Annotated in this window: 19 protein-coding genes; 11 read left to right on the forward strand and 8 right to left on the reverse strand. The window is 41.7% G+C overall.

Annotated elements, in window-relative coordinates:
• Positions 1 to 20 precede the first annotated feature (20 nt).
• The 3 genes from ACFSQ3_RS05795 (at position 21) to ACFSQ3_RS05805 (ending at position 3445) form a co-directional block, all read left to right on the forward strand.
• Positions 21 to 1343 carry a BT_3987 domain-containing protein gene (locus ACFSQ3_RS05795; RefSeq protein ID WP_380868355.1) on the forward strand — a complete coding sequence of 441 codons (1323 nt, stop codon included), beginning with the start codon at positions 21 to 23 and terminating at the stop codon, positions 1341 to 1343.
• Between the two features lie 41 nt (positions 1344 to 1384).
• Positions 1385 to 2674, forward strand: coding sequence for a glycoside hydrolase family 26 protein (locus ACFSQ3_RS05800; protein WP_380868357.1), 1290 nt, complete (start codon positions 1385 to 1387; stop codon positions 2672 to 2674).
• Between the two features lie 69 nt (positions 2675 to 2743).
• Positions 2744 to 3445 carry a M949_RS01915 family surface polysaccharide biosynthesis protein gene (locus ACFSQ3_RS05805; protein WP_380868359.1) on the forward strand — a complete coding sequence of 234 codons (702 nt, stop codon included), beginning with the start codon at positions 2744 to 2746 and terminating at the stop codon, positions 3443 to 3445.
• Positions 3446 to 3451: 6 nt separating this feature from the next.
• On the opposite strand, the gene ACFSQ3_RS05810 is transcribed toward ACFSQ3_RS05805, so the two are convergent.
• Positions 3452 to 3829, reverse strand: coding sequence for an NINE protein (locus ACFSQ3_RS05810; protein ID WP_380868361.1), 378 nt, complete (start codon positions 3827 to 3829; stop codon positions 3452 to 3454).
• A 251-nt stretch (positions 3830 to 4080) separates the two neighbouring features.
• Here ACFSQ3_RS05810 and ACFSQ3_RS05815 point away from each other — a divergent pair, with 251 nt between their 5' ends.
• Complete coding sequence (locus ACFSQ3_RS05815) at positions 4081 to 5418, forward strand: serine hydrolase domain-containing protein (protein ID WP_380868363.1); 1338 nt, start codon at positions 4081 to 4083, stop codon at positions 5416 to 5418.
• Between the two features lie 36 nt (positions 5419 to 5454).
• On the opposite strand, the gene ACFSQ3_RS05820 is transcribed toward ACFSQ3_RS05815, so the two are convergent.
• Positions 5455 to 6486 (reverse strand): Atu2307/SP_0267 family LLM class monooxygenase, encoded by a 1032-nt coding sequence (locus ACFSQ3_RS05820; RefSeq protein ID WP_380868364.1) that lies wholly within the window; start codon positions 6484 to 6486, stop codon positions 5455 to 5457.
• A 25-nt stretch (positions 6487 to 6511) separates the two neighbouring features.
• Complete coding sequence (gene miaE / locus ACFSQ3_RS05825) at positions 6512 to 7093, reverse strand: tRNA-(ms[2]io[6]A)-hydroxylase (RefSeq protein WP_380868366.1); 582 nt, start codon at positions 7091 to 7093, stop codon at positions 6512 to 6514.
• Between the two features lie 66 nt (positions 7094 to 7159).
• On the opposite strand from miaE, the gene ACFSQ3_RS05830 reads away from it, so the two are divergent.
• The 3 genes from ACFSQ3_RS05830 to ACFSQ3_RS05840 all read left to right on the forward strand — a co-directional run bounded on the left by ACFSQ3_RS05830 (position 7160) and on the right by ACFSQ3_RS05840 (position 9432).
• A complete protein-coding gene (locus ACFSQ3_RS05830) occupies positions 7160 to 8401 on the forward strand; it encodes a glycosyltransferase (protein WP_380868367.1) in 1242 nt (413 codons plus the stop codon).
• Positions 8402 to 8477: 76 nt separating this feature from the next.
• Positions 8478 to 8951 (forward strand): DUF4293 domain-containing protein, encoded by a 474-nt coding sequence (locus ACFSQ3_RS05835; RefSeq protein WP_380868369.1) that lies wholly within the window; start codon positions 8478 to 8480, stop codon positions 8949 to 8951.
• Between the two features lie 34 nt (positions 8952 to 8985).
• Positions 8986 to 9432 carry a hypothetical protein gene (locus ACFSQ3_RS05840; RefSeq protein ID WP_380868371.1) on the forward strand — a complete coding sequence of 149 codons (447 nt, stop codon included), beginning with the start codon at positions 8986 to 8988 and terminating at the stop codon, positions 9430 to 9432.
• On the opposite strand, the gene ACFSQ3_RS05845 is transcribed toward ACFSQ3_RS05840, so the two are convergent.
• Positions 9433 to 9972: a DUF2892 domain-containing protein gene (locus tag ACFSQ3_RS05845; RefSeq protein WP_380868372.1), complete on the reverse strand. Its 540-nt coding sequence runs from the start codon at positions 9970 to 9972 to the stop codon at positions 9433 to 9435.
• Positions 9973 to 10065: 93 nt separating this feature from the next.
• On the opposite strand from ACFSQ3_RS05845, the gene ung reads away from it, so the two are divergent.
• On the forward strand, positions 10066 to 10737 hold the full coding sequence (ung, locus tag ACFSQ3_RS05850; RefSeq protein ID WP_380868373.1) for a uracil-DNA glycosylase: 672 nt from the start codon (positions 10066 to 10068) through the stop codon (positions 10735 to 10737).
• A gap of 3 nt (positions 10738 to 10740) precedes the next feature.
• Here ung and ACFSQ3_RS05855 read toward each other — a convergent pair whose 3' ends face one another.
• Entirely contained in the window at positions 10741 to 11808 is a 1068-nt protein-coding gene (locus ACFSQ3_RS05855; RefSeq protein ID WP_380868375.1) for a DUF6695 family protein, read from the reverse strand.
• Positions 11809 to 11823: 15 nt separating this feature from the next.
• Entirely contained in the window at positions 11824 to 12294 is a 471-nt protein-coding gene (locus tag ACFSQ3_RS05860) for an Lrp/AsnC family transcriptional regulator (protein ID WP_380868377.1), read from the reverse strand.
• Positions 12295 to 12615: 321 nt separating this feature from the next.
• Between ACFSQ3_RS05860 and sufB the strand changes: the two genes are divergently transcribed.
• Genes sufB through sufD form a run of 3 tightly spaced genes read left to right on the forward strand, consistent with a single transcriptional unit; the run spans position 12616 to position 16223 of the window.
• Positions 12616 to 14067, forward strand: a complete 1452-nt coding sequence (sufB, locus tag ACFSQ3_RS05865) for a Fe-S cluster assembly protein SufB (RefSeq protein WP_380868379.1) — start codon at positions 12616 to 12618, stop codon at positions 14065 to 14067.
• A gap of 37 nt (positions 14068 to 14104) precedes the next feature.
• Positions 14105 to 14863, forward strand: a complete 759-nt coding sequence (sufC, locus tag ACFSQ3_RS05870) for a Fe-S cluster assembly ATPase SufC (protein WP_380868381.1) — start codon at positions 14105 to 14107, stop codon at positions 14861 to 14863.
• A 46-nt stretch (positions 14864 to 14909) separates the two neighbouring features.
• Positions 14910 to 16223 (forward strand): Fe-S cluster assembly protein SufD, encoded by a 1314-nt coding sequence (gene sufD, locus ACFSQ3_RS05875; protein ID WP_380868383.1) that lies wholly within the window; start codon positions 14910 to 14912, stop codon positions 16221 to 16223.
• 76 nt (positions 16224 to 16299) lie between these two features.
• On the opposite strand, the gene ACFSQ3_RS05880 is transcribed toward sufD, so the two are convergent.
• Both ACFSQ3_RS05880 and ACFSQ3_RS05885 read right to left on the reverse strand, forming a co-directional pair.
• Positions 16300 to 17127, reverse strand: coding sequence for an MBL fold metallo-hydrolase (locus ACFSQ3_RS05880; RefSeq protein ID WP_380868385.1), 828 nt, complete (start codon positions 17125 to 17127; stop codon positions 16300 to 16302).
• Positions 17128 to 17153: 26 nt separating this feature from the next.
• Complete coding sequence (locus tag ACFSQ3_RS05885; RefSeq protein ID WP_380868387.1) at positions 17154 to 17891, reverse strand: ThuA domain-containing protein; 738 nt, start codon at positions 17889 to 17891, stop codon at positions 17154 to 17156.
• Positions 17892 to 17970: the final 79 nt, after the last annotated feature.

The following is a 17970-nucleotide window of genomic DNA, read 5'->3' on the forward strand; positions in this document are numbered from 1 at the left end:
TATTTTAAATGATTAAGAAAATGGAATTACGAAACAATATAAAACAGCTTGGCGCAGGATTATGCGCGTTGATGTTGGGCATGTTTATGAGTTCTTGCGAGCAGGAAGACCAAGCCAAAGAATATGGTATTTCAAGCATATATATGCCGCAAAGCGTTAATGTTTCGCTGGGTCTGAATGCGCTGTTTCCCGTGCCGAATTCGTCCAATTATGAAAGTTCGACCGGCTATAATTACATTGTAGATTCAGAAGCTGGAACAACAAATGTTTTGCTAGGCGTCATGCTGTCAGGCAGCCATACAAGTGCTTATTCGGTAGAAATTGTTTCCGACAAAGACACGATCAATGATCTTATATCCAAAGGAACTTTAGGCGAAAACTATATTGCATTGCCGGAAAATCTATTCAAGTTACCTGCAAATATTGACGTGCCGGAAAGCGGACGTGCTACCTTTCAGTTGTCGATTCAGAACAGTGTGATTACCAATCCGGAATATTTCGATAAGCATTTGATCGCTGCGGTTCGCTTACGCAATCCAAGCAAATATGCTTTGCATGAATCCAATGCCGTAACGATTGTGGATTTGCATATCGCCGGCTTATTTCCTTCTGCTAGACGTGTTTCAGATTATGCTGTTCGTGGTGGATCCATCATTACGATCGAAGGTCAGAACCTGAAAGATGTTTCGGAATTGAAATTGACGGGAACCGAAATCGCTATTCCGATTACTAATCAATCAGCAAACAGCATCACCGTGGAAATGCCGGAATTGGGTGCGTTTACACGTGGAACAATCGATTTGGTTACGCCATTTGGTACAACAAAATCTGCATTTGAAATCTTCAACATCGATCAGGCATTGCAAGTTTTTGCGGATGCTTACGGTGAAGGCGTTGCAGCAAATACCGATGGAGACGATTATGGTTCAAGACAGAGTGTGAGTACAACCACAAAACGTCGTGGCACTAGTTCTTTGGCAATCACCTATTTCGGAAACAACTATTCGCCGGGAGGTTTAATCAACAATGCTGGATTTATCGATCAGGGGTATGAGTACATTGTGTTCTGGGCGAAAAGCACAACAAACGGAAACAATAACGGAGGAATCCAAATGTCGTTAATGGGCGATGGTATGCCTGCTGGTTACGGAAATGATTTTGCCGGAGCTGCAATCGTGGTCGGTCCGGAATGGACATTCTATAAAATTCCAATTGGCAAAACCTCGGCAACACCAATGTGGAGCAAAGGAAGCTCTTTCCGAAAATTCGGATGGAGACTAAATAACTGGAATGTGCCGAACGATGAAACGGTGTATTTCGACGATGTGATGTTCATCAAATAAACAGCAACTTTTAATCAGGAGAATACTTTAAATAACGATATATGATGTTTAGACAATATTTTTTAAATGCTTTTTGCCTTTCGTTAATGTGCTTTTTGTTTTCATTTTGTAGCAAAAGCGACACTGCACCGAACTCTTTACCTGCCATTGCAGCGTTAAATGCAGATTGGCAAACCTTAACACCGAAGGCAATCGTAGCCAATGAAGCTTACGAAGGTGAGTTATACATTCCATATTCTGGCGGAAATGGTGCTACCTATTCGGAAGGCGAATCGATTGCTTCCACCGGAGTAACCGGATTATCTGCGAAACTAAAAGCAGGCGAATTGAAAAATGGACTTGGACATTTAAGTTTCGCCATTAACGGCACGCCTTCGGCGGCAGGAAATGCGACGTTCACATTGAGCTTCGGCGGACAAACACAAACCATCGTGTTGCCAATCCAAGAAACAGCGAACGCAGCAACGCCATTCTTTTGGGGATTTTTTGACGATGCTGGCACACCAACTTCTTTTTACGAAGGTTTGGGAACCAAGCCAAGCACACACATGATGTTCGATGGTTGGTATGCCGATGGCGACCGTACTTTTCCAACTTCATTCTGTCAGCAAGCAGATGCAAATGGTTTCACGCCGTTTGTTACATTGGAGCCGTTTATGGGAATGGATGAGATCTTATCCGGCAAATACGATGCGGATTTGACAGCATACGCAAACGCAATTAAAGCTTTCGGTAAGCCGATTTTGTTTCGTTTTGCGCATGAGTTTAATGGAGATTGGTATCCGTGGAGCGTGATGAATGATCAAGTTGTTCCAGCAGCCACTTATGTGAAAGGATTCAAATACGTGCACGATAAATTGACGCAAGCGGGCGCAACGAATTTGGTTTGGATTTGGGCACCGAACAATGAAAACGGAGGCAAGAACCCGCAAACTTTGGATACGTATTATCCGGGAGATGCATTTGTTGATATTATTGGAATGGATGGCTACAATTTTGGCACATCGCAAGATTGGTCGAAATGGGGAAGCTTCTCCCAAACTTTCGGCAACTTATATAAATGGATTGAAACCAACCATCCGGATAAACCGATATTGATTGCGGAAATGGGTTGTTCGTCGGAAGGTGGAGATAAGGTCGCTTGGATCAACGATATGTTCCTGCAGTTGCAACGAAACTTTCCGAAAATTATGTCGATTGTTTGGTTCAACATTGATAAGGAAACCGATTGGAGATTTCATGAAAATGATGCGACAAAACGAGCATTTATGAACGGAGTAAGTGCTCCACGTGTTCAGTATGATCGTAGTTTTGGCGGTATTGTGAAGTAGTATCAATCGTTATCTGATCAAAACGTATTTTTAGTAGATTTGAGTAGAAGTATCTACTTTCGGTCAACCATGAATATACGTTACATCTTAATTTTATATGCACTATTATGGTGCGCTACAAGAACGCTTGCGCAGGACAAATCGGTTCGCGCGAGCGTTCTTGCTTCGGAAGAAGTGGAAAAACTTTTTCCTTCTTCGGTAAAAGCCGAGCACGGAATTCGTTTTCCTGTTTTTCGCGTTTATAGCTACGTTGACGAATCGGGGAAACATTTCTGTGTATTGACCGAAAGCAAAGATGCACAAGATAGCAACGGCGATGTTGCGAACAACAAAATCCAGGCTTTCCTATTCAACGCGGGAGAAGTCTTTTTGAAGAAGAACGGCGAGCTATCCGATCAGATTTTAGGAAACGAAAGCGAAGAGGAGTCGATTTGGTTTTGGACGAAATACGCATCCTTCGACGATCTTGATAAGGATGGCATTATTGATCCTATTCTTGTTTACGGCACGTCCGCCCTCAACGGTACCGACGACGGCCGAGTAATAATCACTGTTCAACACAAAGATGTTTTTTACCACATCCGCCATCAAAATGGCATTCTTGACGACGAACGACACACCAACATCGATCCCGCGTTCTACGACGCGCCAAAATCCATCCAGGAAGCCATAAAGGGAACAATTGTTGCAATATCAAATGACGAAAAGGCAATATTTCCATACAATTGGAAAGAAGCCTTGAAAGCCAAGAAGACGGTTTGGAGGGAGTAGGGTTGTTTAAAGAAGTTTCCGTTTTGCTTCGTCGAAATCGGTCTGCGTGATAATTCCTCTTTCTTTTAAAGAATGCAATCGTTCTATTTCCAACATAATATCCTTTTCCGCCGGGACATTTTGGATTGTTGGACTAAAATTATTGACAACTTGGTTATTTAATTGTGCGCCTAAAGCATACACAGAATTATATTTTAAATCGAAGCTCTCTTTGCTCATCGTTAGGAATATGATGAAGTCGATAAAGGAAACGATTAATGGAATGAATGTCCAAAAGAATAAAAGGTATAAAAAACCTAAACCTCCCTGTCCTAAATAGAATCTATGTACTCCGAATCCCCCGAGAAAAAAAGCTAAGATCGCTGCTGTAGTTTTGTCTTTCATGTGTCCAATATATTCCGAAATTTAGTAAAATTTTTACGGATTTCCATAATGGATGTGGTTCAGAAATGTTTCCTACTGATTTCAATGTTCAAAAGCGCTTGTTAAGTTCAAAGTTTGATGCATGATTAAAGGCTTAAATCTGATGGTTAATAAATTAATAACGGCTTATATCCTGTTTGTTATAATCCTGTTTAGGTGTAAAACCCTATCTTTAGGACATATTAATCTGTAATTATTCAACTTAACTTGATATGACCTTTTTAAAGCGCACATCCTTAACTTCGTCAGTTTTTGCATTTTTCCTCTGCTTTAATCCTTTATTTTCGCAGCAAATAGATACCAGCTCATTAAATACGCTATTTGATTCTCTTGAAGTTCACCAAAAATTCATGGGAAATGTTGCGGTTTCTAAAAATGGACAAATATTATATGCTCGGTCAGTCGGGTACGCCGATGTAGAAAGCAGTCTGCGCGGGGAAGAATTGACGAAATACAGAATTGGCTCGATCTCCAAAACTTTTACGGCGGTACTGATTATGAAAGCCGTGGAACAAGGAAAGGTGGAGCTTGACCAAACGATATCATCGTTTTTCCCCACGATCACAAATGCAGATAGCATAACGATTCGGCAGCTGCTTAGCCATCGTAGCGGAATTCACAGTTTCACGGATGATCCATCGTATCCAAGCTGGCTAAGCAAGCCAAAATCTGAAAGCGAATTGATCAAGATTATTGAAGATGGTGGCAGCGATTTTAAACCGAATAGTAAGTTTAGCTACAGCAATTCGAACTACGTTTTGCTGACGTTTATCCTACAATCAGTTTTTAAAAAGCCTTATGGAGAATTGGTTAAAGAATATATCACCAACCCGCTTGATCTGAATGATACCTATTTGGGAGGCAAAATAAATGTAGCCAATCGAGAGAGTAAATCCTACCGGTTTGCGAACGGATGGAAGCAGGAAACAGAAACGGATATGAGTATTCCATTAGGAGCAGGCGCTATCGTTTCTACCGCTACAGACCTCACTAAATTCGCGGATGCGCTGTTTGCCGGAGAATTACTTTCGAAAGAGAGCCTAACGGCAATGAGCGAAATGGTTCAGTCGTATGGACTAGGACTGATACGTTTGCCCTATGCGGGTAAAGTTGGCCTCGGACACACAGGTGGAATTGATGGTTTTAGTTCTTTGTTGGTCAATTTTCCAGATGAGAAAATTTCTTACGCTTTAGTATCCAATGGTGATAATTTCGGTAACAAGCTGATTTCCGAGGTTGTTCTTTCTGTCGTATTTGGAAAGAACTATGATATGCCTTCGTTCTCGAATTATGTATATGATCCTGCAGATTTGGATCAATATGTTGGAAACTATTCATCTAAGGATATGCCGTTGAAAATAAGTATCACTCAAAAAGAAGGTGTTTTATATGCGCAAGCGACAGGACAATCCGCTTTTCCATTGGACGGTAAGGCAAAAGATGAATTTAAATTCGATATGGCCGGAATTGTGCTGAAATTCGAGCCGACTGATGGTGCCTTCGTATTGGTTCAAAATGGTAGAACCTATCGATTTGAGAAAGATAACTAGGCGTAAAGAAAAGCGAATAATACATTACCAAAGGCACTACGATTGTAGTGCCTTCTTTACTTGCGGAATAATTTGCGTTCCGTATGTTTCAATGGATTTCATCATCTGTGCGTGATCCGGACTGCCAACGTCCATGTGAGCAGCAAAACGCGTTAATCCAAATGTTTCCTTAATCTGTAGAATCTTGTCCGCTGCCTGATTCGCATCGCTAACCAATAAATGTCCGTGCGTCGAGCGTCCATAATCATACTGCGAGCGTTGGTACGGAGGCCATCCGCGCGAAGCGCCAATTCGATTCATTTGCTGCGCGTAAAACGGATAATACCATTCCCCGACTGCTTGATTATTTTCGCCGAAGAATGCATGCATATGTACGCCGACTTGGTAATTCGCCATATCGTGACCAGCATCTGTATAGGCTTGTTCGTAAACTTCAAATAACGATTGAAAACTGGCGTAAGAACCGCCGATAATCGCGAACATAACAGGCAATCCGAGTTTTCCGGCGCGAATCACGGATTCCGTTGTTCCTCCAACTGCCACCCAAATAGGCAATTTGCGTTGGGCACGTGGGAAGATCGGTTGATTGATCAACGAAGCGCGATGTTTTCCAGTCCAATTCACGGTTTCGTTGTTATTAATTTGCAACAGCAAGTTTAATTTTTCTGTGAAAAGCGAGCTGTAATCTTTTAAATCGTATCCAAAAAGTGGAAACGATTCAATAAACGATCCACGACCAGCCATAATTTCAGCACGGCCATTGGACAACAAATCCACCGTTGCGAAATCCTGATATAATTTTACCGGATCGCTGGAACTGATCACCGAAACGGCACTTCCTAATTTAATACGTTTGGTAACGGATGCTGCTGCCGCAAGAATAATCTCTGGAGATGCGACTGCATAATCCTCGCGGTGATGTTCGCCCATACCGAAAATATCAATGCCGACTTCGTCCATCAATTTTATTTCTTCTAAAATCTCTTGCAAACGCTGCTGCGGTGCTTGTATCTGCCCAGTTTTTGCATCTATTTGCAAGTCGCCGAACATGCCAATTCCTAATTCCATCGTGGTTCTTTTTTAGGTAAATACGTTAACCGTGAATATGTTCTTTTGTACCGTAACTTTGAATCAATTCTCCCTCAAATGCCAGCCATTCTTGCCAACGTTTTTCCACATCGACACCTTCTGTGTATTTGCGGGCAAAATTCAAAAATGTGGTATAATGATTCGCTTCCGAAACCATCAAATCATGGTAAAACTGAGCCAATTTTTCATCTTCCAAATTTTTGGAAAGTACGCGAAAACGCTCGCAACTTCTTGCCTCAATCATCGCAGCAAACAGCAAACGATCGATAAACGCTTGATTCCGCGATCCATCTTTCTTCGAAAACTTCATCAATCGACCCACATAATCATCTTTGCGTTCTCGACCTAACGTGTAACCACGTTCTTGAATAATATCGATTACCATTTGAAAATGTTGCATTTCCTCGATCGCAATCGCGGTCAATTCGTGTACTAAATCTTCATGTTCTGAGTTTTGCGTAATTAGTGAGATCGCATTGGAAGCGGCTTTTTGCTCACACCAAGCGTGATCCGTCAATATCTCTTCTAAGTTCGATTCCGCGATGTTTGCCCAGCGTGGATCCGTCAATAATTTCAATCCTAACATAGTGATGTCGTTTCCACAAATTTACTAAAATTAAAACTACCAAGATTAAATATCCTAACTTGCGTTATGTCGCGCAAAAAGCTATTCGTAATCGGTCAGGTTTGGCCAGAGCCCACTTCTTCTGCCGCCGGTTGGCGTATGCTTCAACTGCTTAAATTATTTGTCGACCATGATTTTGAAGTGCACTTTGGTTGCGCCGCAACACGATCGCCATTCAGCCATCAACTAGATCAATTAGGAATTATTTGTCAGGATATTTTGTTGAATGATGCATCGTTTGATGTTTTTGTGAAAGCGCTTGATCCGGATATCGTGCTTTTCGACCGTTTTATGGTCGAAGAGCAATTTGGATGGCGCGTTGCGGAACAATGTCCGGAAGCATTACGTGTTCTGGACACCGAAGATTTGCATTTTCTGCGATTAGCAAGGCAGGATGCGAACAAACAAGGATTGCCATGGTCCGACGATATGTTGTACACGCCGACCGCTTGGCGGGAATTGGCTTCCATTTATCGCTGCGATCTTTCGTTGATTATTTCCGAAGCGGAATGTCGTTTGCTGACAGAGCAATTGAACGTCCCCGATTCTTTACTTTATTATCTGCCATTTTTCGCGAATCACGACTCGGCCGATCATCTAAGTGCGTTTCCAAGTTTCGACGAACGGCAACACGTAGCATTTATTGGTAATTTCTTGCACGAACCCAACTGGAAAACAGTTCAGGCATTGAAAAATGAATATTGGCCAGCAATTCGTCAGCAACTTCCGCACGTTGAATTGCATATTTACGGTGCATACGCATCACAAAAAGTGGATCAACTGCACAAACCTGCCGAAGGTTTTCTTATCAAAGGGCGAGCTGATGATGCGGTGCAAACCTTGCAGCAGTATCGCTTATTGGTGGCGCCGATTCCTTTCGGCGCAGGGTTAAAAGGGAAGTTCGTGGATGCTATGCAAAGCGCAACGCCCTCGGTCAGTTCCAGCATCGGGGCGGAAGCGATGGGTGCGGAGCAATGGCCGGGAGCGATCGCGGATGATGTGCAAAAATTTGCGACGGCGGTAGCCAATTTGTACCAAAATAAGTCGAATTGGGAAGCGAAGCAAAGCTTAATCCATGGCGCGCTGCATAATTTGTTAGCGGACGGAAATGCTCAACAACAATTTCTTGCGAAGGTTGATGCGCTAAAAACAAATTTGAGTCAGCATCGCCGACGAAATATTTTCGGCAATATATTGGCGCAAGAACAATTTGCAGCAAAAAAATATATGTCGCGCTGGATCGAAGCAAAAAATAAAGGCAGCATCTAATTTCTCTACCAAACCAAGCGCTCTTCCATGCGTTTATAGTATATTTGTCGGAACAGTCACTTTTTCACATTATATTATGATACAACGTATACAATCGGTTTGGCTCTTGCTTTCAGGTTTGGTATTGATGGGTTTATTTATCTTTCCGTACGTCAGTTATATTGATTTGGTTGGCCTTGGCAAACAAATTTATGTTTCCGGTATCTACACATCCGTAAACAATGAAAGCGTTAAACAAGATACGTTCATTCTACAAAGCATTGGCGCCGTTTTTATTGCGGTGATGCCTTTGGTGTTGATTTTTCTTTTCAAAGATCGCAAACGCCAAGTGAAACTGATTTATCTGCAGTTGGTTCTGATTGTGCTTTTCGCCGTTTGGATGTACGTTAGTGCAAACAATGTTTTATCCACGAACAACCAATATCTACGTGCAGATAATATCGGGATTGGTTTTTTCCTATTACCTGTTTCTGTTATCTTTTTGTCGATGGCAATCGGTGGAATTCGCAATGATGAAAAATTGATTAAATCGGCGGATCGCTTGCGTTAACAACTTCGTGCTTTTGCACGTTAAAATTTCCAATATGTTTAAAAAGATTATTTTCTTCTTGGGACTTTGTTTGCCATTCTTTGCGACAGCGCAAGAGGATACAACGGTATTGATTCTAGATGATTTGCAGTTTGATGTACAATCGGTCAATATGTCCGGAGATACGGCCGAAATCAATTTGTTTGTGATTTCATCTTTGCGCCAGCAACGCGAATTTAAAATGAATACCTATGCCTCCACGGTAGTGGATAAAAAGGAGAATGATCACATGTACACGCAGATTCAAATGGGGCGAGTAAGTATTGATCTAGCAGATCGTCAGAACTATTTGAATTATTTGCTTTCTATGGATCAGCCCGCGTCGTTGAAATTTCGCGTAGCGGGATGGAAAAAAGAAAACGGCCCTCCGCAGGCCGTTAAAGTTGTTTTTGAAGATAGCCGCGAACCAGGTCGCTTTCGGCAAATTCGGGTGAAGCTGTAGTTAGCGCGAATAGCGAAACTGCTGCTTATCCATCATGCCCATCTGAGCTTTCATCATTTTGATTTGCTCATCGAGCAATTTATTTTTATCGGCTTTTTTCGCTTCCGATAATAACTTTTCTGCACCGCGTTTATCGCGTTTCGCCATCGCTACGCCGGCAAGACTCAATTTTGCTAAAGCTACATTGTGATCCATGTGCAATCCCAAAGAAAGTGCTTTCTTGAAATATTTTTCCGATTGCAAAGGAGCCCGGTGCGATTCGATTAGCCCAAGCAACATGTGGTAATAACCGTGTTGCGCTGGCGTCAATTCCTTCTCGTAGTTTTTAATGCTTTTCAGCCATTGCTCCGCTTTGGCAATATTCTCTTTCCGCAAAAACCACTGTGTAAGAAGCATTTTCTCGTTGAAAAATACCGTTACCCAAGTCAGGATAGTTACTAGAACAGCCAAAATTCCCCAGCCCCAAAGTCCAAACCAGAACAATGTAGCTGTGCCAAGAACCATTACACTGGCTATGATAATGCGTATTAAATTCGACATAATGTGGATTTCTTTTTAAAGTGCAAATATCCGATAATTAATACTGGTATCCAATTTGTATGCCACATTTAGACGAAAATTGTACATTTGAATATGCCGAAAAGATACGATGAGAGCTGGGAGCCAATCTTCAAAAAGTTATTTGAACAACCTCAAATGCGAGCGCTATCGCAGTTTGTGCAACAAGAACGTCGTGCAGCTACCGTTTTCCCTCCTGAGGAATTCGTTTTTAATGCGTTCAGACTAACCCCGTTGCCGAATGTGAAGGTGGTGATTTTGGGTCAAGATCCGTATCATAATGTGGGGCAAGCGCATGGATTATCTTTTTCTGTTCCTTCAGGAATAGCACTGCCCCCATCCTTAAAAAACATCTACAGCGAATTGGTTACCGATATTCCAGGGTTTACTTATCCAACTTCCGGCGATTTAACGAAATGGGCGGAGCAAGGCGTATTGCTTTTGAATGCTACCTTGACAGTTCGCGCTCATGAAGCCGCGTCGCACCAAAAAAGAGGTTGGGAACAGTTTACCGATTCCATCATTCAATCGATTTCTGCCGAACGCAAGGGCGTAGTGTTTATTTTGTGGGGAAGTTATGCGATTAAAAAATCCGCTTTAATTGATCAGAACAAGCATTTGGTGCTTACTTCGGTACATCCGTCTCCATTATCGGTTTACCGTGGATTCTTTGGATCGAAGCCCTTCTCCAAAACAAATGATTATTTGCGACAACAAGGAGAAACGCCAATTGATTGGCAGGTTTAAGCTTTAAGCATATAATTCCTTAACCAATTCGAACTTATAATCTTCATTTTGTAAGCGTTTGGTGTGGTTGATGCGTATTTTAATGTCATCTTGCTCAATATGGGTAAAGAGTAAATGACTGTCGTAGACCACTTGCCAAGGTCGATCTGAACGGACATCGACCGTTGATTCTCCTTGCACAACATATTCCAATTCCCCGGCGGTTGTATACCGCTTGACAATAAATTGTCTGCTTTCTAAATGCGTAACTGCATACCAAGCACCATCGCCAACACCGCCTAAATAGGTCGCATCTTTCGGAATGGTGATCGGCTTTGAACGGAAATCTACCGCACCGATAATCTGGTCGTTCGGCAAAAGATCCGATTTTGATTGAGAAACATTATCGCCCAATTGCTTCACCAAGAACCAAAACGATTTCCATCTATTCATGCGGAAATGGCGAAGTCCATTTTGTGGATCAAAAGAATAAATCATGCGGTCGCATACGGCATTTACCACGTTGCTAATCGGACTTGCTTTAATCGTTTCGGGAAGATTGATGCCGTGCCAATAATGATAGCAAGCGGAGGCGCGCATCAGCATGCGCGTAATAAACCTTGAACAGTTATTGTTTCGGCGCGCAACCGCGCCATAGGGATAGGTGCCTTTCTCTACCCAATGATCGCCAAACTGTTTTGCCGCAACATAATTCACGTTCTTTGCTATGGAAAAATACAACCGACCTTCTCCATACATCGCCGATTTTAGGTTCTCGAAATACGTAATTATCTGCTCCAGATTAACGATTTCGTTTGCTTTCACCTGTGCTTTAATCGTAATTTCCAACCGGGGATCAGAATCCTGCGAACGTGCGCGGCCGTATCCTCGAGGAGATATGTATCGACCGAAATCGTAAAAGCGCATATGCCCGGTAGCGCGCTCTACAATCACAACTCCGGTATGTCCAACCTTAAAATTTAGATTCTTTACTAACCCAATTTTTTTGAAAAACATCATCCATTTCTCATCACCCCGAATGGTGGCATCCGGCCAAGTGAGTATGATAGCGAGATCATCAAAGGTGTGCATAGCGGAAATACTAACTTAATATTGTAACGGGACGATTGGTTCCTTTTTGCTGGTCGACATGATTACCATCGTTTGGAAGGTCTTCACGTATGGGATTTTGGTAATCTTTTCCATAATAACGCCTTCATACGCTTTAATGTCTTTCACGTAAACTTTCAGAATGAAATCGCAGTTTCCGGTTACGTGATGACATTCCGTCACTTCAGGAATTTCCAATACCGCACTTACAAAACGTGGTATAGCATCTTGCGTATGGAAATCCAAGCTGATTTGAATAAATGATTTAATGCCTAAACCTAGTTTTTCTTCATCTACAAAAGCGTGGTAGCTTTTTATAAAGCCTGAATTTTCCAACTTACGTACACGCTCCAAAGTGGGTGCCGGCGATAAACCGATGCTGGTAGCTAATTGAAGATTCGTGATGCGGCCATTTTCTTGCAGCAGCTTAAGAATTTTAAGGTCTGTCTTGTCTGGTTGGTAAGGCATTGCAATAAAATTTTATGAACGGTAAATATACAAAATTTTATTTGCCTTTTTAGGGGATTTTTGAGTAGCAACAGTGTTTTGTTAGGTGTTATGCCGTGCAGTTTTATCGATTACCATCTTATTGTTGCTTGCTGTATTTTATTTATTATCAGAAAGTTAATGTTGAGCGCTTACTCAAGCGTAAAATGTGATGAATATCATTTTTTTTGTCATAATCTTGACTTAAAGCCGATGTGGATAGTGAGTTATTCCTATTAAAATGCTAGATTTGCAAATTGAAATCGGGATGGCTCCGTGCCATCTTATTAAGGTGAAAGAGATATGAGTACCAAAGACGACGAATTACTAAAAGAGCTTGAGCACGAGGAATATAAATACGGTTTTACTACCGATATTGATATGGAAATCGCGCCGAGAGGTCTTACCGAAGATACCGTACGCTTAATTTCTGCTAAGAAAAACGAACCGGAATGGTTATTGGAATGGCGACTGAAAGCGTTTCGTCATTTTCTGGATATGGATATGCCGACTTGGCAAAATTTCGATAATCCCGAGGTAGATTTCCAAGACCTATCTTACTATGCTGCGCCGAAGCCTAAAAAGCAATTGCAAAGTATGGATGAAGTAGATCCGGAATTGCTATCTACCTTTGAGAAGTTGGGTATTCCGTTGGATGAACAAAAAATCTTGGCGGGCGTTGTAGCCGTAGATGCTGTTTTTGATTCGGTTTCCGTGAAAACAACATTCCGCGAGAAGTTGAAAGAAAAAGGCGTTATTTTCTGTTCTTTCGGCGAAGCTGTTCAAGAACACCCAGATTTAATAAAAGCATATTTAGGTACGGTTGTGCCACAAACGGATAACATCTACGCTGCTTTGAATTCAGCCGTTTTCTCGGATGGATCATTCGTTTACATTCCGAAAGGCGTGCATTGCCCGATGGAATTATCCACTTATTTCCGTATCAACGCACAAAATACTGGTCAGTTCGAACGTACATTGATCGTTGCGGATGAAGGTTCGTATGTTTCTTATCTAGAAGGATGTACGGCGCCAATGCGTGATGAGAATCAGTTGCATGCGGCGGTAGTTGAATTGATCGCAATGAAAGATGCGGAGATTAAATATTCTACTGTACAAAACTGGTACCCGGGCGATAAAGATGGCAAAGGAGGGATTTACAATTTCGTAACGAAACGTGGTATTTGTAAAGGAGATAACTCTAAAATCTCGTGGACACAAGTAGAAACCGGATCGGCGATTACTTGGAAATATCCTGGCGTGATCCTGAAAGGCGACAACAGTGTGGGCGAATTCTACTCCGTAGCGATGACACGTAACAGACAGGTTGCGGATACAGGTACGAAAATGATCCACTTAGGAAAGAATACCAAATCGAAAATTATTTCAAAAGGTATTTCTGCCGGATTTAGTCATAACAGTTACCGTGGTTTAGTAAAAATTGGTCCAAATGCAGATCAATCAAGAAACTTCACGCAATGTGATTCTTTATTGATTGGTGATCGTTGTGGTGCGCACACGTTCCCATACATCGAAAGCAAAAACAAATCTGCAAAATTGGAGCACGAAGCGACCACATCTAAGATTGGTGAGGATCAAGTATTTTACTTGAACCAACGCGGTATTGATCCAGAGAAAGCGGTAGGATTAATCGTGAATGGTTACGCGAAAGAAGTGCTTAACCAATTGCCGATGGAATTTGCGGTGGAAGCACAGAAATTATTGGCGATTTCATTAGAAGGATCAGTAGGGTAACGAATTATTGCAATAGCATAAAACACATAATAACAGCATGTTAAAAATTGAAAATTTGCACGCCTCAGTTGAGGACAAACACATATTAAAAGGATTAAACCTAGAAGTTAAAGCTGGAGAAGTTCACGCGATTATGGGACCAAACGGTGCCGGAAAAAGCACTTTAGGAAATGTACTAGCAGGTCGTGATTCTTACGAAGTTTCGGAAGGTCAAGCATTGTTAGATGGTGTGGATTTGTTAGATCTTTCACCAGAAGATCGTGCACGTGAAGGTCTTTTCTTAGCATTTCAATATCCGGTAGAAATTCCCGGTGTTTCCAATATCAACTTCTTGAAAACGGCGTTGAATGACATTCGCGAATACAAAGGTTTGCCACCGTTGGAAGCGAAAGAGTTTTTACAAATGGTGAAAGACAAACAGCAATTGGTGGAGTTTTCAGCAAAATTGACGAACCGCTCTTTGAACGAAGGTTTTTCTGGTGGTGAGAAAAAACGCAACGAAATCTTCCAGTTGGCGATGTTGAATCCAAAGCTTTCCATCTTAGATGAAACAGATTCAGGTTTAGATATTGATGCCTTGCGTATCGTTGCGAACGGTGTGAATCAATTGCGTTCGAAAGACAACGCTTTCGTTGTGATTACGCACTACCAACGTTTGTTAGATTATATCGTTCCTGATTTTGTACACGTATTGTACAACGGACGCATCGTGAAAACTGGCCCGAAGGAATTGGCGTTGGAATTGGAAGAAAAAGGATACGATTGGTTAAAAGAACTAGATACGCAAACCGCCTAATCAAAATTAAGAAGGGAAGGTTATGAGTGTATTGACAACAAAAAATATGAGTACATTAACAGCAGAATCTCTGTTTCAGCAACTAACCACTACTTTCCAGAATTTGGAAAAGGTGGATGAGCCGGCTTCATTAGCAAGCATCCGTCAGGAAGCCTTCGCGAAGTTTGAGCAAGCAGGGTTTCCAACGGTGAAGCACGAAGATTGGAAGTACACCAACATCCATTCCTTGGTGCAAGCACCTTATATTTTGAATACAGATGTGGAAGTGGCTGATCTTGATTTGAGTCAAGCCGATATTCCAAATCTTGATGCACACCGTTTGGTGTTGGTGAATGGCCAATACACGGTGGCATTTTCTACCTTAGATGATGAAGAAGGATTGGTGGTGAAGCCCATCGAAGATGCAGCAAACGATCCACAATTTCTACGTCATTTTGCGCAGCATGCCGATAAAACGGATAATGCGTTGGTTTATCTAAATACCGCGTTGTACACTGCTGGCGTGTTTATCGAGGTAAAAAAGAATGCGGTAATCAGCAAGCCCATTCACTTAATTCACGTAGCGAGTGGTAATGAATCTTTCTTTGCGCAAACGCGTAATTTGATCGTTGTAGGCGAGCATGCGCAAGTCGAAGTGATCGAATCTTTCATCACGGTAGACGGAAGCGCGAAAAACTTACACAACAAAGTAACAGAAATCGTTTTGGCAGAAAATGCTAAAATGCAACACTATTACCTGCAAGTTGCTGCGCCTACCAGCAATTATTTGAATCATACGGAAGTTTACCAAGAGAAATACAGTTTATACAACAATTATAACTGTACTTTCCCAGGTGCTACATTCGTGCGTAACAACATCAACGTGCGTTTGGATGCGGAACAGGTAGAATCCCACTTGTACGGTATCAACTTGTTGGCCGATAAACAATTGGTAGACAATCATACGATCGTTGATCACTTGAAGCCACATTGTGAATCTTACGAATGGTATAAAAATATTCCTCAGGACAATTCCACAGCGGTATTTAACGGGAAGATTTTCGTTCGTTTAGATGCACAAAAAACAAATGCTTTTCAGCAGAACAACAATATGTTGATCGGCGATAAATCGACGGTATATACAAAACCACAATTGGAAATTTTTGCAGATGATGTGAAATGTTCACACGGTTGTACAATGGGACAATTCGATGATCAGGCATTATTTTACTTGCGTGCAAGAGGTGTTGGTGAGGAGTCCGCACGTACCCTTTTAGTACATGCATTTGCTTTTGACGTAACTTCTCGTTTCTCTAACGAAGCAGTTCGTAATTATGTTGAAGCATTGGTTGCGAAAGGTTTAGAACCGCGCAAAAACTAAGTTTGTATAATTAGTAATTAATATAAATGCGAAAGCGTCTGATGATTGTCAGGCGCTTTTTTTTATTGGAATAAACCTAAATCACTTCCCGAATAGGTTGCTCAGGAGAAATGCTTTTGATTGGTGTTTCCGTACTGCGGTATAAATCGGCAATGTCGAAAATCGGAGAAACTTCATGGCGCGTAGCGATGGATAAACGAATATCTTCGCAATGGGAAGCAAAGGTTTCCCAAACTTTTTCGACGGTATTATTTTGTCCAGAAAGGTGGCCTAAAATAAGGTGTTTCAATCGAGCGCTTCGGTTTGTTAAAAATAAATCCAAAGCCATAATGTTCGAAATGTGTCCGAACCCGCCGCGGATTCTATTTTTCAAATAATACGAATAGCGACCATGCTCCAGCATCTCCTCATCGTAGTTGCTCTCCAGCAATAATACATCAACATGCTGAATAACATGTTTCACATTATCACATCCTCGCCCTAAATCGGTCAAAACGCCAATGTTGGTTTTGCCATCTGACACCACAAAACTGCAAGGTTCTTTCGCGTCGTGGTATTTTGGAATGCCAATAATTTCCAACGATCCGATGCGCACGCGTTCATTACTTTGGATAATGTTTACCAAATGTTCTGGCAAACGCAGTTTGCTGCCGTCGTAACTTCCTTGTGTTATATATATGGGAATATCGTATTTCTTTGCGAAGACAGAAAGCCCACAAATATGATCTGTATGTTCGTGCGTAATGAAGATGGCTTTAACGTGCGTAGGCAAAATTCCTAAACGATCCATCCGTAATTGCATGTGCTTATTATTGATGCCGACATCGATTAACACCGCCGTGTCATCCTTGGCTACATAATAGCAATTTCCGTTACTTCCAGATGCAATTGAGCAATACTTCATTGACCACAAAACTAAGAAAAATGTCGTTAATCTTTTTCCAATCCTAGCGCGTAGCGAATGCCGCCCAAAATATGTTTTAAAAAATCTTCCTCTTGAAATGCTTCTTTGGTATGGCCAAGTGCGGTATAAAAAACGCGCCCGCCATCATACTCGTGAAACCAGGAAATCGGATGAAAATTACCCATTTTTCCACCTTGGTAACTATTTTCATCTAAGGTCATCAGCAGTTTTACATCCGGATTTAGTTTCTCAAAATCATACCATTCGTCTTTACGTTTCCAAATTTTGGGAAGATGCACCGTCGCTGGATGTTCGTGATTGTGTACATGTATATCCGCCAACTGCACTTCCGGATGGCTCATGAAATAGCCACCAATCAAGCGCTCATACCAAGGCCAATGATGTTCGGTATCGCTGGCTGCATGTATTCCAACAAATCCTCCGCCGTTCTGTATGTAATCTTGAAAAGCTGATTTTTGATCATCGCTGAAAATATTGCCCGTAGTACTCAAAAATAGGATGACCTGATATTGCGCTAACCTTTCTTTGGTGAATAAATGTGCATCTTCCGAGTGCTCTACATCAAATCTGTTTTCTCGGCCGAGTTTCTGAATGGCTTCCGCGCCTACTTCAATATTATCGTGACGGAAGTCGGCTGTTTTCGAAAACACCAGTATTTTTGGCAATTCCTGCGCTAAGCTGGGCATCATGGCAGTTAAGCATATTATGATGGTGGCGAGTAGTGATTTCAGTAGTGATGTCATAGCAATAAAGATATTACAATAATTTTAATTGTTTTTTCTGTTGAAAATCAATTGCTTAAATGCTGTCCGGAAATCGATG

It is taken from the genome of Sphingobacterium corticis, from assembly GCF_042684745.1.
GTDB classification, from domain to species: Bacteria; Bacteroidota; Bacteroidia; order Sphingobacteriales; family Sphingobacteriaceae; genus Sphingobacterium; species Sphingobacterium corticis.

Excerpts from the sequence above, each read along its gene's own strand:
- ACFSQ3_RS05800 (WP_380868357.1), top strand. The coding sequence starts at position 1,385 with ATGATGTTTAGACAATATTTTTTAAATGCTTTTTGCCTTTCGTTAATG.
- sufC (WP_380868381.1), top strand. The coding sequence starts at position 14,105 with ATGTTAAAAATTGAAAATTTGCACGCCTCAGTTGAGGACAAACACATA.
- ACFSQ3_RS05820 (WP_380868364.1), bottom strand. The coding sequence starts at position 6,486 with ATGGAATTAGGAATTGGCATGTTCGGCGACTTGCAAATAGATGCAAAA.
- ACFSQ3_RS05885 (WP_380868387.1), bottom strand. The coding sequence starts at position 17,891 with ATGACATCACTACTGAAATCACTACTCGCCACCATCATAATATGCTTA.
- ACFSQ3_RS05840 (WP_380868371.1), top strand. The coding sequence starts at position 8,986 with ATGTTTAAAAAGATTATTTTCTTCTTGGGACTTTGTTTGCCATTCTTT.
- ACFSQ3_RS05845 (WP_380868372.1), bottom strand. The coding sequence starts at position 9,972 with ATGTCGAATTTAATACGCATTATCATAGCCAGTGTAATGGTTCTTGGC.
- ACFSQ3_RS05810 (WP_380868361.1), bottom strand. The coding sequence starts at position 3,829 with ATGAAAGACAAAACTACAGCAGCGATCTTAGCTTTTTTTCTCGGGGGA.
- ACFSQ3_RS05855 (WP_380868375.1), bottom strand. The coding sequence starts at position 11,808 with ATGCACACCTTTGATGATCTCGCTATCATACTCACTTGGCCGGATGCC.
- miaE (WP_380868366.1), bottom strand. The coding sequence starts at position 7,093 with ATGTTAGGATTGAAATTATTGACGGATCCACGCTGGGCAAACATCGCG.
- ACFSQ3_RS05835 (WP_380868369.1), top strand. The coding sequence starts at position 8,478 with ATGATACAACGTATACAATCGGTTTGGCTCTTGCTTTCAGGTTTGGTA.
- ACFSQ3_RS05805 (WP_380868359.1), top strand. The coding sequence starts at position 2,744 with ATGAATATACGTTACATCTTAATTTTATATGCACTATTATGGTGCGCT.
- ACFSQ3_RS05880 (WP_380868385.1), bottom strand. The coding sequence starts at position 17,127 with ATGAAGTATTGCTCAATTGCATCTGGAAGTAACGGAAATTGCTATTAT.
- ung (WP_380868373.1), top strand. The coding sequence starts at position 10,066 with ATGCCGAAAAGATACGATGAGAGCTGGGAGCCAATCTTCAAAAAGTTA.
- ACFSQ3_RS05815 (WP_380868363.1), top strand. The coding sequence starts at position 4,081 with ATGACCTTTTTAAAGCGCACATCCTTAACTTCGTCAGTTTTTGCATTT.
- sufD (WP_380868383.1), top strand. The coding sequence starts at position 14,910 with ATGAGTACATTAACAGCAGAATCTCTGTTTCAGCAACTAACCACTACT.
- ACFSQ3_RS05795 (WP_380868355.1), top strand. The coding sequence starts at position 21 with ATGGAATTACGAAACAATATAAAACAGCTTGGCGCAGGATTATGCGCG.
- sufB (WP_380868379.1), top strand. The coding sequence starts at position 12,616 with ATGAGTACCAAAGACGACGAATTACTAAAAGAGCTTGAGCACGAGGAA.
- ACFSQ3_RS05830 (WP_380868367.1), top strand. The coding sequence starts at position 7,160 with ATGTCGCGCAAAAAGCTATTCGTAATCGGTCAGGTTTGGCCAGAGCCC.
- ACFSQ3_RS05860 (WP_380868377.1), bottom strand. The coding sequence starts at position 12,294 with ATGCCTTACCAACCAGACAAGACAGACCTTAAAATTCTTAAGCTGCTG.